This window comes from Nitrosospira sp. Nsp18 (assembly GCF_900103145.1).
Lineage (GTDB): Bacteria > Pseudomonadota > Gammaproteobacteria > Burkholderiales > Nitrosomonadaceae > Nitrosospira.
This window is the reverse complement of record NZ_FMWY01000010.1, coordinates 69,047-84,826: the sequence shown is the minus strand read 5'-3', so window position 1 is coordinate 84,826 and position 15,780 is coordinate 69,047. Positions and strand designations below refer to the sequence as shown.

General features: G+C 52.9%; 11 protein-coding genes. 9 read left to right on the top strand and 2 right to left on the bottom strand.

Annotation, left to right across the window (positions count from 1 at the left end; genetic code table 11):
* The first annotated feature begins 63 nt into the window (after positions 1-63).
* Complete coding sequence (locus tag BLS94_RS06620) at positions 64-855, top strand: class I SAM-dependent methyltransferase (RefSeq protein WP_176767810.1); 792 nt, start codon at positions 64-66, stop codon at positions 853-855.
* 88 nt (positions 856-943) lie between these two features.
* Here BLS94_RS06620 and BLS94_RS06615 read toward each other — a convergent pair whose 3' ends face one another.
* Entirely contained in the window at positions 944-1,918 is a 975-nt protein-coding gene (locus BLS94_RS06615; protein ID WP_090958775.1) for an EDSAP-1 family PEP-CTERM protein, read from the bottom strand.
* 589 nt (positions 1,919-2,507) lie between these two features.
* Positions 2,508-3,254, bottom strand: coding sequence for an N-acyl amino acid synthase FeeM domain-containing protein (locus BLS94_RS06610; RefSeq protein WP_072767787.1), 747 nt, complete (start codon positions 3,252-3,254; stop codon positions 2,508-2,510).
* Positions 3,255-4,138: 884 nt separating this feature from the next.
* Here BLS94_RS06610 and BLS94_RS06605 point away from each other — a divergent pair.
* The 8 genes from BLS94_RS06605 to murF all read left to right on the top strand — a co-directional run bounded on the left by BLS94_RS06605 (position 4,139) and on the right by murF (position 15,727).
* Entirely contained in the window at positions 4,139-6,535 is a 2,397-nt protein-coding gene (locus BLS94_RS06605; RefSeq protein WP_090958771.1) for a DNA internalization-related competence protein ComEC/Rec2, read from the top strand.
* Positions 6,536-6,591: 56 nt separating this feature from the next.
* A complete protein-coding gene (locus tag BLS94_RS06600) occupies positions 6,592-8,883 on the top strand; it encodes a RelA/SpoT family protein (protein WP_256325310.1) in 2,292 nt (763 codons plus the stop codon).
* Positions 8,884-9,313: 430 nt separating this feature from the next.
* Positions 9,314-9,757: a division/cell wall cluster transcriptional repressor MraZ gene (mraZ, locus tag BLS94_RS06595; protein ID WP_072767790.1), complete on the top strand. Its 444-nt coding sequence runs from the start codon at positions 9,314-9,316 to the stop codon at positions 9,755-9,757.
* 19 nt (positions 9,758-9,776) lie between these two features.
* On the top strand, positions 9,777-10,712 hold the full coding sequence (gene rsmH, locus BLS94_RS06590; protein WP_090958765.1) for a 16S rRNA (cytosine(1402)-N(4))-methyltransferase RsmH: 936 nt from the start codon (positions 9,777-9,779) through the stop codon (positions 10,710-10,712).
* Between the two features lie 41 nt (positions 10,713-10,753).
* A complete protein-coding gene (gene ftsL, locus BLS94_RS06585; protein WP_090958762.1) occupies positions 10,754-11,059 on the top strand; it encodes a cell division protein FtsL in 306 nt (101 codons plus the stop codon).
* Complete coding sequence (locus tag BLS94_RS06580) at positions 11,056-12,786, top strand: peptidoglycan D,D-transpeptidase FtsI family protein (protein WP_090958759.1); 1,731 nt, start codon at positions 11,056-11,058, stop codon at positions 12,784-12,786. The genes ftsL and BLS94_RS06580 overlap by 4 nt, the downstream gene beginning before the upstream one ends.
* A complete protein-coding gene (locus tag BLS94_RS06575; RefSeq protein ID WP_090958756.1) occupies positions 12,783-14,354 on the top strand; it encodes a UDP-N-acetylmuramoyl-L-alanyl-D-glutamate--2,6-diaminopimelate ligase in 1,572 nt (523 codons plus the stop codon). Before BLS94_RS06580 ends, BLS94_RS06575 begins: the two co-directional genes overlap by 4 nt.
* On the top strand, positions 14,351-15,727 hold the full coding sequence (gene murF / locus BLS94_RS06570; protein ID WP_176767809.1) for a UDP-N-acetylmuramoyl-tripeptide--D-alanyl-D-alanine ligase: 1,377 nt from the start codon (positions 14,351-14,353) through the stop codon (positions 15,725-15,727). Before BLS94_RS06575 ends, murF begins: the two co-directional genes overlap by 4 nt.
* Positions 15,728-15,780 lie beyond the last annotated feature (53 nt).

The following is a 15,780-nucleotide window of genomic DNA, read 5'->3' as shown; positions in this document are numbered from 1 at the left end:
ACGCTAATACGTGAACTCACTACCGGGGAATCGAGTTCGCGTATTCCCGAACCGGATCTGGTAATGGATGACCCTGACAAGGTAAGTGCCTTCGTACGCGCTGGACGCGAGGCTGCGATTGTTGCCCCAACCTATCTTTTTCATTGCGCTCACATCTGTGAAGTCATTTGCCCCGGTGAGACAGTTTTGGATCTAGCGTGTGGCCCAGCTACCCAGTTGGGCATGGTGGCTCAGATGAATCCGAATTCGCAATTTATCGGTATCGATCTGTCAGAGGGAATGCTTAAGGAGGCTAAGGACCATATTAAAGAGCTTGGCCTAAAGAATGTTGATCTAAAAATTGGTGATATTACCGATTTGAGTCAGTTCCATGACAAAAGCATAGGTACGGTATTTTCCACGCTATCCCTGCATCATTTACCAACGGTCCATGATCTGGAATCCACGTTTTCAGAAGTTGCCCGCATCGTAAAACCGGATGGCGGTATTTATCTGTCCGATTTCGGACATTTGAATTCGGAAAAGTCCATGCAACATTTTGCGTACCAGCACCGGGAGCGACAACCCGAACTCTTCACAATCGACTATCTCAATTCTTTAAGGGCAGCCTTTCATTTGGCTGATTTCCAGCGCCTGAGCGCAAAGTATCTAGCGGGGCGCGCCTGCCTTTATTCGACGTTCTTAATACCCCTCATGGTAACGATAAAGAGTCCCAAACGTGGGCAAGTAGAGCCGGCGTTGACGCAGAAATTGGCTAAGCTGCGGCGTGCCCTGCCTATTCCCCAGCAACGCGACCTAAAAGATCTAATCAGTTTGTTCAAGCTTGGCGGGCTAAAATCGACTTTATTGGCGTAATGATGAAACGCGCAAAAAGAGAACCGGTGTACGACTGAAGAAAATCGGGGGGAAAGAATCCCCCCGGAAAACGTGCTCCACCGATGGTTTATGCCTTGCGACCTCGGCGTACCATTGCCATCCCAAGCAAGCCAGCCCCCAGCAGCGCTATGGATGCTGGCTCGGGGACAACCCCCTCCACGACCCTGGCGCCGGCCTGAGTATGAGAATCGATTGTCAGAATATACCTGTCGGTACTATTCAGCACCGGTGAGACGTTGCCCCCTAACGCAGAAAAGAGCGTGGGAGCTAAACTATATTCAACCGAGCCCGGGGACGCTATAGAGAGACTGGAGTTAGCGTTGAGCTCGGCTGGTTGGAAAGTATAAATCAGGTCATTGGTCGGCACCGCTATAGTACCAATATCTCTAATGCTTATAGAAAAAGAGAACCCCGAAGTAGAAAGTCCGCTAATGGCATCTGCCGCTAGCGCAACCTGTGTTAGCCCCAATGCGCTAGCATTAAACGTCAACGAATCGGCACTGGCCAACTGAAACATGAATTGAGTGCCGGTACCAGCGGTTGTACTTCCATTGCCATCCCCAGTTTGATTGAGTTCGATTTCTGAGACTTGACCGGAGCTTGCCGAACTTCCGACTGGCGTACCTGTAATGATAGCGCCGTTCAAATCCATATCGCCCCGCGCAAATTGTATCCCTGGTACTGGAACAACCGGGTTTGGTGTGGTTATAGCGACTTGCGGGGTAAAAGTATTATCAGCCGGGCAACCCGCGCCTTGGCACGCCTGCGGAAGCGCAACATTGCCCGGAATTGGGCCTAGAGTATGACTGGTAGAAGCCGCGCCATTTAACGATGCGGTGTCAGAACCAAGGTTCCCAATATCGATTGAGGCAAAGTCAGAAATATCATACTGAGTGCCCCCCGAATTGCTTATCGTAAGGCCGTTGACCGACAACTGAGAAAACGACAGTGCACCTGCATGGGAATTCGACGCGATTCCCAAACTCAAGGTCGTGGCAACGGCTACGGTTATGATGTTTTTTTTAAAAAGATTCATGATCATGATTGACACTCCACGGTAAGAAGACTAATAACTTTTTAAATGTCAACCCTCTTGTGTACTTTAAGTATCAGCTTATTGCTGCTTTTCTTTTACCTCTCTCACGCAATTTTCATACCAATAACATTATATCTTTTAGCATCAAATGGTTAAAAAGAAATGTAAAATTAATTCCACGAAAGTGTAAAAATATACGACATTCAATTGGAGTCTTATGCCCATCATTGCAGCTTTGTGAGTGCAGCAGCTTGAAACCGGTGGACAACATCCGCTAAAGGATCGTAAGCCATTTTGCAAAAGACTCGACGTCGCTGCCTGTCGCCTATTTTTGGTAGACAAATGCTTGTTTGGCAGCGTTAAATTGGCGAGGAGGTGGAAAAAACAGATGGGACCGAAGATCTCAGCAGCTTAGCTGGAGAGGAAAAAACCTGAAACCAGACCTATAATGCATATAGGCATCTGTAAAGAATCTCGACAGAATGTGCTGTTTTATTTGATTCCTTAGGAAAAACTGCTGTCATCCAGTCTGGGCAATTTGGGTGCAACTTGAACTTGGGTACTTTGGAACATACCCCGTACCGATCCGGTCGTATCAGGTTCTTCCCGTTTTGAGCCTGCCAGTGATACCTAGCTCATCCCGTGGCGAGAAAAAATATGGATAAAATGATTTTTCCTGCCCGCGCTGTTCCATTAACCCGCCAAATTTACGGATTTGCTCAGACATATACTCAAGCTTCAGCCTGAGTAATACTGCAGGCGCATTAACTCGCGTACAAACTCTTTTTTCTCCGAAGAGTTGAAACCCAAGCATTTTTTTGTAAAACATAGCATGTCGGGGATTGACTTCAATCACCCAGTCAGTAAAACCAAAGATGTTATGCGCGTAGATATAAGAAATATGGATCAGCGAGGCAAAAACTCGTTTGGGAATGTTATCTTCAATTGCCAATCTGGATGGCTCAGATAATCTACGTCTTAGCAAGCGAAGTTCGTCGAGCTTGTCACGAAAGTTTTCATCCGCCGGCAAGCCGATGTCTGCGTCAAGGCAAAGCGTCATGGTAGCAACGGTTTTTCCTTCAGTGTCAGCGACTAATATGATCCGATTTGGCTCATTATCCGAGAAAGGATCAATAGAATAGCCTCTCCAACCATACCGTTTACGGATCAACAGGGAAGCTGCTTCCCGTCTACCTTCCGAATTTACCATCCGGATATTAAATACCTGCTGGTCGATCACATGATCAGGATTAACATCTGAACTTGACTCCTGAATGCACATTTCTCTTAGCTGGGGAGATGATGAGCTAAAAGAAATAATTGTTTCTTCGTCTTGAGGCATGAAGATAGGCGTTTTAGGGCTTAAGGGATAAGATGTTTGTATAGTATGCATGACCGTATATGGATGTGATGAAGAATCTAGTCCGAAGCAAAAGCAATTTTTGTACCATATATATTAATTACTAATTATCAATAAGATACCTTATAAGCAAAAGGAAGAACTGTCTCCAATATTGGGCAAAATTTGTCAATTATTTATCTCTGTCTGATTTATAATGCTTTTTTTTGTCGTCATTTGGAGACAAACGATGTGTTCGTGCCTCAGTTAACTCACCATCGAAAAATGAACGGATGACGTTTATATCCTTGGTAAGAAAGATACCCGGCTCCCAAAAGTGAGCCAGGGACGATGCTGGCTTTCAGCGAAACTTATCTTTAATGGCTGGGGTTTTGCATGACGGAGAAATGTTTCACCATGGAGCAGAATGGCGCGGTGCTGAGGGAAGTCAAAGCTATCGGAGACGCTAGTTTCGATACGCCAGCCTTCGATATAAGCGGTATTTTTTTCAGGGTCCCGCCGCGAAGCATAGCTCCTTCGCGTAAATCTATAGAGGACGAATAGCAGAGATTGGAGTCGCCCCCGTTCATTGAGGTACATGGGTTAGCATTTATATCATCCACACCTGGGGAGTGTGGCTCTTTGGCGCTCCTAGAACCTGGAACCCTTGCCCTGCTATGTTGGGCTAGCAGCAATTCTCTACATGGGTAAATATTCACTAGCAGTTTTACCTACGTCAGCTATTGATATGCCTTCAAAGCCCCAACCTCCAGCTAGTCGATTTTAATTTTAGCTTGAAGCTCCTGTTATTTACCGCAGAGCATCTCTTCTATATGTCTGCAAACTTCACACGTCAGTATGGGTTTCAATAGCGGCACAAACCTTTAATGCAAGTCGGCATCCTTGCGTTTGCGCTCGGGGTGGTGTTGCTGCAGCAGCAGGCCTCGCTGCCGGAAATTTCATGGGCGTGGGCACTATTGCCTGGTGCGGCGTCGGCATTCCTGCTCTGCCGTTCCCACGAGCCCGTTTTTACAGCCGTTGGCAAAGTACTGTTTGCTGCTATTTTCTTGAGCGCGGGATTTTTCTGGGCGGCTGTTTTCGCCCAGTCGCGCTTGGCCGATGTGCTCCCGCATGAATGGGAAGGGCGCGATATCCAGTTGATCGGGGTAGTTGCGGAACTGCCGCAAGTCAATGAGAACAGCGTCCGTTTTGCTTTCGAAGTGGAGCGCGTACTGACCGAAGAGGCGGTCGTCCCCGCGCGCATTTCGCTCGCCTGGTATAAGGAGCGGGGAAAGCAGGTGACGGCCATAGAGGCCGCGCCGCCGCTGATCAACGCCGGCGAGCGTTGGCGCATCACAGCCCGGCTCAAGCGCCCGCATGGCAGTGTCAACCCCCACGGCTTCGACTTTGAGCAGTGGGCTCTGGAGCGGAATCTCCGCGCCACGGGTTACGTGCGCAAAGATGGCGAGAATATGCGCCTGGATGAAATGGTCGATCGTCCGGCTTACCAGGTTGAACGTCTGCGCCAGGAGATTCGCGAGCGTTTCATCCAGGCATCGCCCGACCATGCTTATACCGGCGTTCTTGTGGCACTGGCGGTTGGCGATCAGCGGGCCATTCCGCGCGAACAGTGGCAAGTATTTACCCGGACCGGTGTAAATCATCTCATGAGTATATCCGGGCTGCACGTTACCATGGTATCCGGTCTCATCTTTGCGTTGGTGTATTGGCTATGGCGCAGAAGCCACCATTTAACGCTGTGGCTGCCGGCGCGCAAGGCGGCGGTCGTCGCGGGGCTGGCGGCAGCGCTAGGGTACGCGCTGCTTGCAGGCTTCGCTGTACCGGCGCAGCGTACAGTGTATATGCTCGGGGTAGTGGCCATTGCTTTATGGCTGGGCCGCTTTACCTCCGCGACCGCAGTACTGGCCTGGGCATTGCTGGCGGTAATACTCCTTGATCCATTGGCGGTACTTTCTGCTGGCTTCTGGTTATCGTTTGGCGCAATAGCGGTCATCATGCTGACGTCGGCCGGGCGCATCGGCAAGATGCACTGGTTATCCGGCTGGGCTCGGATTCAGTGGGCAATAACGCTCGGTCTGATACCCCTCCTTCTGGCCATGTTCCAACAGATATCGCTGGTTTCGCCGATCGCCAATGCAGTAGCGATCCCGCTGGTGAGTCTGGTGGTGGTTCCTTTAACACTGCTGGCTACATTCCCGCCGCTCGACTTCATGCTGTTGCCCGCGCACTGGGTATTAAGCGTTTGCATGGAGGCAATGCGGTGGATGAGCGATGTACCCCAGGCGGTCTGGAGCCAGCATGCGCCGCCTGCCTGGGCGGTGGCAACCGGCGTGGCCGGAATTTTCTGGATGTTGCTGCCGGGGAGACTGGGGCTGGGACTTACCACAGGTTTTCCCGCCCGCTGGCTGGGGATGATAGCGCTGCTGCCGCTATTTCTGGTCCTTCCTCCTAAACCGGCATCGGGGGAATTATGGCTGACGGTGCTGGATGTCGGTCAGGGACTCGCGGTAGTGGCGCGCACGGAAAACCACGCGCTACTCTACGATACGGGTCCGGGGTTCAGCGCCGAGGCGGATAGCGGAAGCCGCACCATCGTCCCTTTCCTCCGGGGCGAAGGTATAAAGCAGCTTGACGGCATGATCGTGACGCATGCCGACACGGACCACAGCGGCGGCGCATTGTCGGTGCTGGAAGCGGTGCCGGTGGAATGGCTGGTCTCGTCTTTGAGAGACGACCACCCGATACAGCGAGCCGCTTCCTCGGGATACCGATGTCGTGCCGGGCAATCGTGGCAGTGGGATGGGATTCGCTTCGATATGCTCCATCCGCTGGAGCAGAATTACAGTGAGCCCAAGCCCAAAACCAACGCATTGAGCTGTGTGCTAAAGATCACCACCGCCCACGGCAGCGTACTGCTGCCAGCCGACATCGAGAAAAAATCCGAGTATCAGTTACTCGCCCGGGACGGCGACGCGCTCTCCTCGACGGTGCTCATCGCACCCCACCACGGCAGCAAAACCTCTTCAACGGAGGGGTTTATACGCCAGGTGAATCCCAGGCTGGTAATATTCACCGTAGGCTATCGCAACCGCTTCGGGCACCCAAAAGATGAAGTGATGGAGCGCTACCGGTCACTTGGAAGCAGACTGCTGCGCAGTGATGCCGATGGCGCGATACTGCTGCGCTTTGCGGATAATGGTTTCGCTGTGGAAACTTCGCGCATGCTGCGGCGCCGCTACTGGCAAGATATCCCGCAATATTGACTTAATGCATTATTGCGCTGCTATCAAGCAGGGTAATATCTCCGGATTCCACCTTCGTGGACGATATTCCTTTAAACCCGTTCCCGGACAACTGCAAAAACCGAAAAATGCGCGATGAGCTAACAGATAGAGATTCAGGGATTTCTCCGGCTTCTTCTTCCGCAACGCTTTCTTCGGGCAGCGGAGGTTGGGATGGGTTTTGCTGGCCAGAAGCCACCGCAACCATGTTTTCCCCGGGTGAAATCGAAATACTTGGGCATGCACTGGATTTTTGCCATTCACTTTATAAAGACAAATACCTGTCTACCGGCGAGCTGGTTACTCAGCACATACAGGGTGCAGCATTGATCCTGGCATCATTACGGGTCGATAGCGATACGCTGGCCGCCGGAATACTTCATGCGGTGCCGGATTATCTGGATGGATACGAGGAAAAATTGCATGCGGCATTCAATCCCACCATAGCCCACCTTGTGGAAGGGGTGGCACGGATGGGCCGGATCCGAACGCTGGGGCCAGGGGGCGCCTCGACTGCGGGAGACCGCAATGCGCAAGTCGAGGCATTACGCAAAATGCTATTGGCGATGGTGGAGGACATTCGTGTCGTCATCATTGCCCTTGCAGATCGCGTGCAAACGATGCGATATATCGCTGCGAATAACGTTCCGGCAGGCGCGGAGATTGCGCACGAGACGATGGATATATTCGCGCCGCTGGCGAACCGGCTGGGATTGTGGCAGGTGAAGTGGGAGTTGGAAGATTTTTCATTTCGGATCATTGAGCCGGAACGCTATAAAAAAATCGCCACATTGCTTGAGGATACGCGCCGCATTCGGGAACAGTATATTGCCCTGATGGTGGATAACCTGCAGAACGAATTGCAGCGGACGGGAATCAAGGCTGAGGTTACGGGCCGCCCAAAGCATATATACAGCATCCACAAAAAAATGAAACGCAAAGGTGTGGACTTCAAGGAAATCCACGATGCTCGCGCCGTACGGATTCTTGTGGACGATGTGAAGGACTGCTATGCCGCGCTGGGCGTGGTGCATAATCTTTGGATACCCATCCCGATGGAATTCGACGATTATATCGCCCGGCCAAAAGGCAACGATTATCGGTCTCTGCATACCGCCGTCATTGGTCCGGAGAATAAGGTGGTTGAGGTTCAAATCCGAACGCACGAGATGCATAGGCATTCCGAGATGGGTGTTGCCGCGCATTGGCGCTACAAGGAAGGGGCGAAGCGTGACGCCAGGTATGAAGAAAAAATTGCCTGGTTGAGGCAGATACTGGAATGGAAGAATGATGTTGAGGACGCAGGAGAACTGGCCGAGCATTTTAAAGTCGCGCTGTTCGAGGACTCTGTCTATGTATTGACGCCGCAGGGCCGGGTCATTGCCTTGCCCAAGGGCGCGACGCCAGTGGATTTTGCCTACCATGTGCACACCGATCTCGGCCACCGCTGCCGTGGCGCAAAAATCGATGGTGTCATGGTGCCGCTTGATTATCCACTGCAAAATGCGCAAAAAGTGGAAATCATTTCGGGTAAGCAGGGGGGGCCAAGCCGTGACTGGCTCAATCCTGTCCTGGGTTATCTGAAAAGCCATCGGGCACGATCGAAGGTCAGGCAGTGGTTTGGTTACCTGGAGCGCGAGACTTCCCTGGCGCAAGGCCGTGCGCTCGTGGAAAAGGAACTGCAGCGCTACGGTATGACAGCGCTATCGCTGGACAAGCTGGCCGGTGAGTTCAAGTTTCCCAAACTTGATGGATTTCTGGCCGCTGTTGCCCGGGGCGATATCAGTAGCCGCCAACTGGCTGCGTTTCTAAGCGGCGGGACCGGAATAGCCGTCCCGGACCTGGCGTTGCCGGAGGGTAGCAAGACCGTTGCACCATCCGGCGGTGGCATCCTTGTTGCGGGTGTAGGTAAATTGCTCACTGTGTTGGCAAAATGTTGCAAGCCTGCTCCGCCCGATCCCATCATTGGATTTGTCACCCGCGGACGCGGCATTACGATACACCGTCGGAAGTGCGCCAGTTTGTCCCGCCTAAGCGAAGAAAGTGCCAAGCGCATCATTGCGGCGGACTGGGATGTATCGGACGATATATCGAAAGGTGAGCGCTATGAGGTCGATATCGAGGTCGAGGCGCAGGACAGGCAAGGCTTGTTGCGTGATATCTCCAATATCCTGCTGCGCGAGAAAATCGATGTCACCGCCACCCGAACCCAAAGCCGGGATATCGCAGCGATGCAATTTACCGTGAAAATCAGCGGCCTGACGCAGCTTAACCGTGTCCTTGGGTTGATACAGAATGTTCGAGGGGTGATATCTGTCTGGCGGAAATAGAGCGTAACGCCAGAGCCCGGCCGCCATATCGAATTATTCATGCGTGCGTCGCTTTCATGCCGTCCAGTTGAATGCTTCGTGGTCAAGTAGACTAAGGAGTCGGTAAGCAATTCAGCTCGATTCCATGTGCTCATATGACTGCGCACCTTACGGCTTCTCCAGAGGGACAATTCCTTAAAATTGTTATGTAAGTCGATGGCGTTCGCAATGACGCTTGCTGCATATATCAAATTGATCCTCTTAATTATCTGATTTTATTTATATATTTGCCTGCCAGGTTTTTCAGGCGCTTCCCGATCCACGCCTCTGCCACTACCGCAAAAAACCCTATTCTTTTCCTTGACTTTGCCTATCGTTTTAATTACAGTGGGCAAAAGTGGGTAAAAGTGGAGAAAATTTCCGTATTTCTTCCGGCAAATAAAGGGGCAAAATGTTTCGCGGTGGGACACCTATCAGCCTGGATAACAAAGGTAGACTTGCGGTGCCCGTGAAATACCGCGAAGGTCTGATATCTCTTTGCGCCGGTCGCTTGGTTATCACCGCTGATCCTTCCAGTTGTTTGCTGGTTTATCCCCAGCCCGTGTGGGAACCGATAGAGCAAAAACTCAACAGTCTTTCCAGCTTCAATCCACAAACGCGTAGCTTGCAACGTCTTCTCGTTGGCAACGCCAGTGACGTGGAGATGGATGGTGCAGGCCGCATTTTGGTGCCGCCTCCCTTGCGTCAGTTTGCTGGTTTAAATAAAGACGTGGTTTTGGTGGGGCAGGGCGCTAAATTCGAGTTGTGGGACGATGAAAAATGGAACCTCCAAATCGAGAGTGCGCTCGTTTTCAAAGATGGCATTCCGCCCGAGCTCGATGGTTTTTCGCTCTAATGCTGTGGTTGATAAGTATATGCATACCGCAGTTTTGCTGCATGAGGCGGTGGACGCTTTGGCCGTCAAGCCGGACGGAATATACGTGGATGGAACCTTCGGCCGTGGTGGGCATAGCCGGCTGATACTGGAGCGTTTAGGAAAAAATGGAAGGCTGATAGCGTTCGATCAGGATCCGTCCGCATTTGAAGTTGGGCAGGCTCTTGAAGATGAGCGTTTCCATATAATTCACGAGAGCTTTTCGAGGATGCAGGAGGTCTTGCGGCAGTTGGATGTGGATCGGGTGGACGGGATATTGCTGGATCTGGGAATATCTTCGCCGCAGCTTGAAGAGGCTTGTCGCGGCTTCAGTTTTCGCCTGGATGGTCCGCTCGATATGCGCATGGACACAAGCCAAGGACCGACGGCCGCGGAGTGGCTTGCTTCCGCTCCCGAAATCCATTTGGAAGAGGTGATCAGGAACTATGGCGAAGAGCGGTTTGCTAAACAGGTTGCAAGAGCGATTGTTGCGGCTAGAGGTCGGCAGCCCATCGTCACTACACATCAGCTTGCTTCGATCGTGGCGTCGACCGTACGCTCGCGCGGGCGGGAAGATAAGCAGAATCCGGCGACGCGCACTTTTCAGGCTATACGGATTTACCTCAATCAGGAGCTTGAGAAGCTGTCGCTTGCCCTGCCGAAATGCGTGGAGATGCTGAACGCCGGCGGCCGGCTGGTCGTGATCAGTTTTCACTCGCTGGAAGACCGGACAGTGAAACGTTTTATGCGTGAATTGGCAGATTCGGACAGGCTGCCGAAGGAATTACCGCTACGTGAAAAGGAAGTGCAGCTTTTGAGTCGCCAGAAATTGCGTTTGATAGGCAAGGCGATACGTCCGGATACGAAGGAAATAGCCAGCAATCCCAGGGCGAGGAGCGCAATAATGCGCGTGGCGGAGCGAACAAATACGACATAGGGAACAGCCGCAACGCCGTTCCCGGTTAATGAGAGACTGATGTGGCCAGACTAAATATTTTGTTGACCTTAATTCTCATCGCCTGCGCGTTGAGTGTTGTGACCTCACAGCACAAAGCGCGCAAGCTTTTTGTAGAACTCGAAAAAGAGCAGGAATTGGCACAACAGCTAGCGGTGGAATGGGACCAGCTTCAGCTTGAGCAGAGCACTTGGGCAATGCATACGCGCGTTGAAAAAATCGCTACCGGGCAATTGCACATGCGTATGCCCGATGCATCTCGCATCCGGGTTGTTCCGTTTGGGATTCCCTTAAGTCGAGCCGATCTCTTGGAAGCACCGGAACCATGAAGTTCGATCACACAATATATCTCGTACTGCCTGTGGGGCGCTCGCGCCTGTTGCTGGCATTGCTGCTGCTTGGGTTGGCGGCATTGGCGGGGCGCGCTGCTTATCTGCAGGGAATGAACAACGGATTCCTGCAACAGAAAGGCGAGTCACGCTATGGCCGCGTACTTGAAATGAGCGCACACCGCGGCATGATTACGGACCGGCATGGCAAACCGCTCGCAATCAGCACACCCGTTGAATCGGTATGGTCGAGTCCTCAGGACATGCACGCCACACCCGAACAACTGGTAAAACTGGCCAACCTGATCGACGTGGATATCAAGGAAATTCGCCGCCGCATCGATGGGCCACAGCGCGACTTCGTATACTTGAAGCGGCACTTGTCACCCGAGGTCGCCGCCAGGATAGTCGAGCTTGACATGCCCGGCATATTTCTAAAACGCGAGTTCCGGCGATATTACCCAACGGGCGAGTTGACCGCGCACGTGCTCGGTTTCACTGACGTGGATGACAAGGGGCAGGAGGGCTTGGAGCTGGCATGGCAGGAAGAGCTTGCGGGCAAACCTGGAAGCCGCCGCGTAATCAAGGATCGCAAAGGACGAGTCGTCGAGGATGTGAAAAGTATCCGGGCGCCCAGGTCAGGACAGGATGTTGCCCTGTCGATAGACAGTAAAATCCAATATCTCGCTTACCGTGAATTGAAGCAGGCGATGGAAACGCATAAGGCCAAGGCAGGGGGAGTCGTAGTATTGGATGCGCAGACGGGCGAGGTGCTGGCGCTGGTCAACCTGCCGGCGTATAACCCTAACAACCGGACAAGCATGAACGGCTGGCGCGCTCGTAATAGAGCCTTTACTGACGTATTCGAGCCGGGCTCGACGCTGAAGCCGTTCACCATAGCGGCAGCGCTGGAGGCAGGCGGAATCAAGCCCGACACCATTTTTGAAACAGCGCCCGGTACATTTTCCATAGGTAAGGCGACAATACGAGACTCGCATAAGGAAGACGCGTTGACGGTCACGCAAGTGATCCAGAAGTCCAGTAATGTCGGTTCCGCAAAGATTGCCCTGTCGCTGCCGCCACAAACGTTGTGGGGAATGTTGAACGATGCGGGGTTTGGTACGTCAACCGGCTCTGGGTTTCCCGGGGAAGCCGGCGGTAAGCTACGCCCCTACCGTACATGGCGCCCCATCGAACAGGCAACTATGTCATACGGCCACGGCATCGCGGTGAGCCTGCTGCAATTGGCACGCGCTTATACGCTGTTCTCCGCGGAAGGAGAATTGAAGCCGATTTCGCTATTGAGGCTGGAGTCACCCTCGCCGGGCAAACGCGTCATATCGCGCGACACTGCCTTGGCTGTGAGCCGCATGCTGGAAATGGTAGCGCAACCAGGAGGGACCGCGCCGCAAGCTCAGGTGAGCGGTTACAGGGTAGCTGGGAAAACGGGTACCGCACATAAGCTGGAAGGTAACGGTTATGCAAAAAACCGTTACCTATCGACATTCGTGGGTTATGCGCCGGCTTCCAGTCCCCGATTCGTTATCGCGGTAATGCTGGATGAGCCTTCCGCTGGCCAATATTTTGGCGGCGTAGTAGCGGCACCCGTGTTTAGCCGGCTTATGGATGGCACGCTGCGTATGCTGAATGTACCGCATGATGCACCTGTGGATAAGGATAAGGTAATGTCTCTCACCGCAGCGCCAGGATTGAATGGTGATGTATGAGTTCAAGTCTTGACGTTAGAGGCCGCAAGTTTTCGGAAAGATCACCGGTGCATTTTGATTTTCGTATTTTTAAGGATTTGAGCGTCAAAATCAGCAGTCTTGCCACCGATAGCCGCACGGTGAAACAGGGCGATACATTTCTGGCCTATGCCGGAGAAAGGAGCGACGGCAGAAACTTCATTCGCCAGGCCATCGCCGCAGGAGCCAATGCGGTATTGTGGGAACCTGAAGGCTTTGTATGGGATTCTGTATGGAAAGCGCCAAATTTGCCGATCCCAGGGCTGCGAACCAAGGTGGGCATTATTGCCGACCATGTATATGATCACCCGTCGCAAAAATTGTGGCTCATCGGTATCACAGGAACGAATGGCAAGACCTCCTGCAGCCATTGGATTGCTCAGGCGCTGACTGCGCTGGGCAAGAAAACCGCGGTTATCGGCACCTTGGGAACCGGTTTTTGTGACGCACTGGAGCTTACCGCCAACACCACGCCGGATGCGGTGTTTTTGCAGCAGAACATGGCGGATCTATTACAGCGTGGCGCCTGTTGCCTGGCAATGGAGGTGTCATCGCACGGGATTATGCAGGAGCGCATCAACGGCTCGACATTCTCAGTCGCCTTGTTTACGAATCTCTCGCGCGACCATCTCGATTACCACGGCAGCATGGAAGCATATGCTGCCGCCAAGGCGCGGTTATTTCGCTGGCCCGGGCTCAGGTATGCCGTACTGAATCTTGATGATGCGTTTGGTGCTGACTTGTCAAATCACCTAATGGAAACGGACACGCAAATAATAGGATATGGGTTCACGGAAGCAGCAACCCGAACTCGGGACACGACGAAATTCAGGATATTGCGAGGATACAATCTCAAGGCAAGCCCTCGAGGCCTGGCGTTTGATATTGAATTTGAAGCCGAACATCTGGAACTTGAAACTGAAGTGGCAGGACGCTTCAATGCTTCAAATTTATTGGGAGTACTCGCTACTTTGCTGGCCAGCGGCATCAGCTTGGCCGACGCAGCGCGAGCTTTGCGGGAAATCCGCCCTGTCGCGGGGAGAATGCAGCAAATAGGCGGAGGCGATCAGCCTCTTGTCGTCGTGGATTACGCCCATACGCCTGACGCTATGGAAAAAGTATTGACCGCTCTGCGTGAAATTCTTCATTCCGGTCCCGCATCGAGTACTGGAGCAGATGCCCGAAACCTAAAATTGATCTGCGTGTTTGGCTGTGGTGGCGAACGCGACCGTGGCAAGCGGCCTCTACTGGGCGAAGTGACGACACAGCTGGCTGACGAGGTCATCATCACAAATGACAATCCACGGCAGGAAGACCCGAACGTCATCATCAGCGAGATCGTGGCGGGGGCAGGCATTAACCATCACATTGAAAAGGATAGGGCAAAGGCTATTTTCCAAGCGATTCATTATGCGAAAAAGGGTGACGTCATATTAATCGCGGGGAAGGGACATGAAGCCTACCAGGAAATAGATGGGCAAAAATTTCCATTCAGCGATGTCGAGATCGCCAGGCGGGCACTGATGGAAAGGGCACGGGTACAAGCATGATGACCGTACATGACGCAGCCAGCGCTTTGAACGGTAAGCAGTCTGGCGGAGACGCCTGCTTTACCGGAATCAGCACCGATAGTCGTACAGTAGGGCGCGGCGATTTGTTCGTCGCGCTGGTAGGGCCAAATTTTAATGGCCATGATTTTATTGCCGCGGTGAGGGACGAAGGCGCCGCGGCGGCAATGATCTGCCAAGAGGCTAAACCTGGAGTCGGGGAACCGGGAATTCCTCTGATACGTGTGGAGAATACCCGTCTGGCATTAGGGCGACTCGCAGCATACTGGCGCGAGCGTTTCAGGATACCGATGGTTGCGGTGACCGGCAGCAATGGCAAGACCACGGTAAAGGAAATGATCGCATCGATTTTACGACGGGTGGCCGAGCGGGACGGGCAGATGAATGACCCGGATACGGTACTGGCGACGGAGGGCAATCTTAACAATGATATCGGCGTGCCCCTGATGCTCTTGCGGATGCGCGAGCGGCATGGCTATGCGGTGATTGAGATGGGAATGAATCATTCCGGCGAGATCTCATATTTGACCGGTCTGGTAAAACCCACCGTCGCGCTGATCACCAATGCAGGGGCGGCGCATGTCGAGGGACTGGGTTCGGTGGAAGCAGTGGCACGGGCAAAAGGCGAAATTTTCGAGGGGCTCGATCAGGACGGAATAGCTGTCATCAACACTGATGATCCGAACGCTCCGCTCTGGCGCAAACTCGCCGGCAATAGAAGAGTCATCGATTTCGGCCTTGCGGACAGGCCAAAAGTGGGCGCGCGCTATCGCCCTGATCTTTTCGGCAGCAGCGTGGCGTTGGTCCTGCCTGACGGGGTTAAAGAGGTGCAATTACAAGTCCCAGGCGAGCATAACGTGCGAAACGCGCTTGCAGCGGCAGCGGTTGCGGTAGCCCTGGGTATTGACGCGGAAGCAATAGCGTCGGGACTAAGCGCATTCCACGGCGTGAAGGGACGCATGCAGAAAAAACACGGCCGGTGCGAGGCAACATTGATAGACGATAGCTATAATGCCAACCCCGATTCGGTACGGGCCGCTTTGGCGGTGCTGGCAAAAGCTGTCGGGACAAAGATCCTGGTTTTGGGTGATATGGGTGAACTCGGCGGTAGCGCGAGGGATTTCCATGAACGCATTGGTACAGAGGCAAAAATGGCCGGGATTGATAAATTATTGGCTCTGGGCGAGTTGAGCGTTCATGCCGCAAAAAAATTTGGTTCGGGCGGCCGGCATTTTACGGATATCGAGGAATTACTGGCGGAGGTGGAAAGCCTGCTGAAGCCTGGCGTTACGCTACTGATAAAGGGGTCGCGCTTCATGCAAATGGAGCGTGTGGTCAAGAGTATCGAGTTATGACTCCTGACGTGTGCGCCATAAATTTTGGTTATCTTGAAATCATGAGCAGGCTG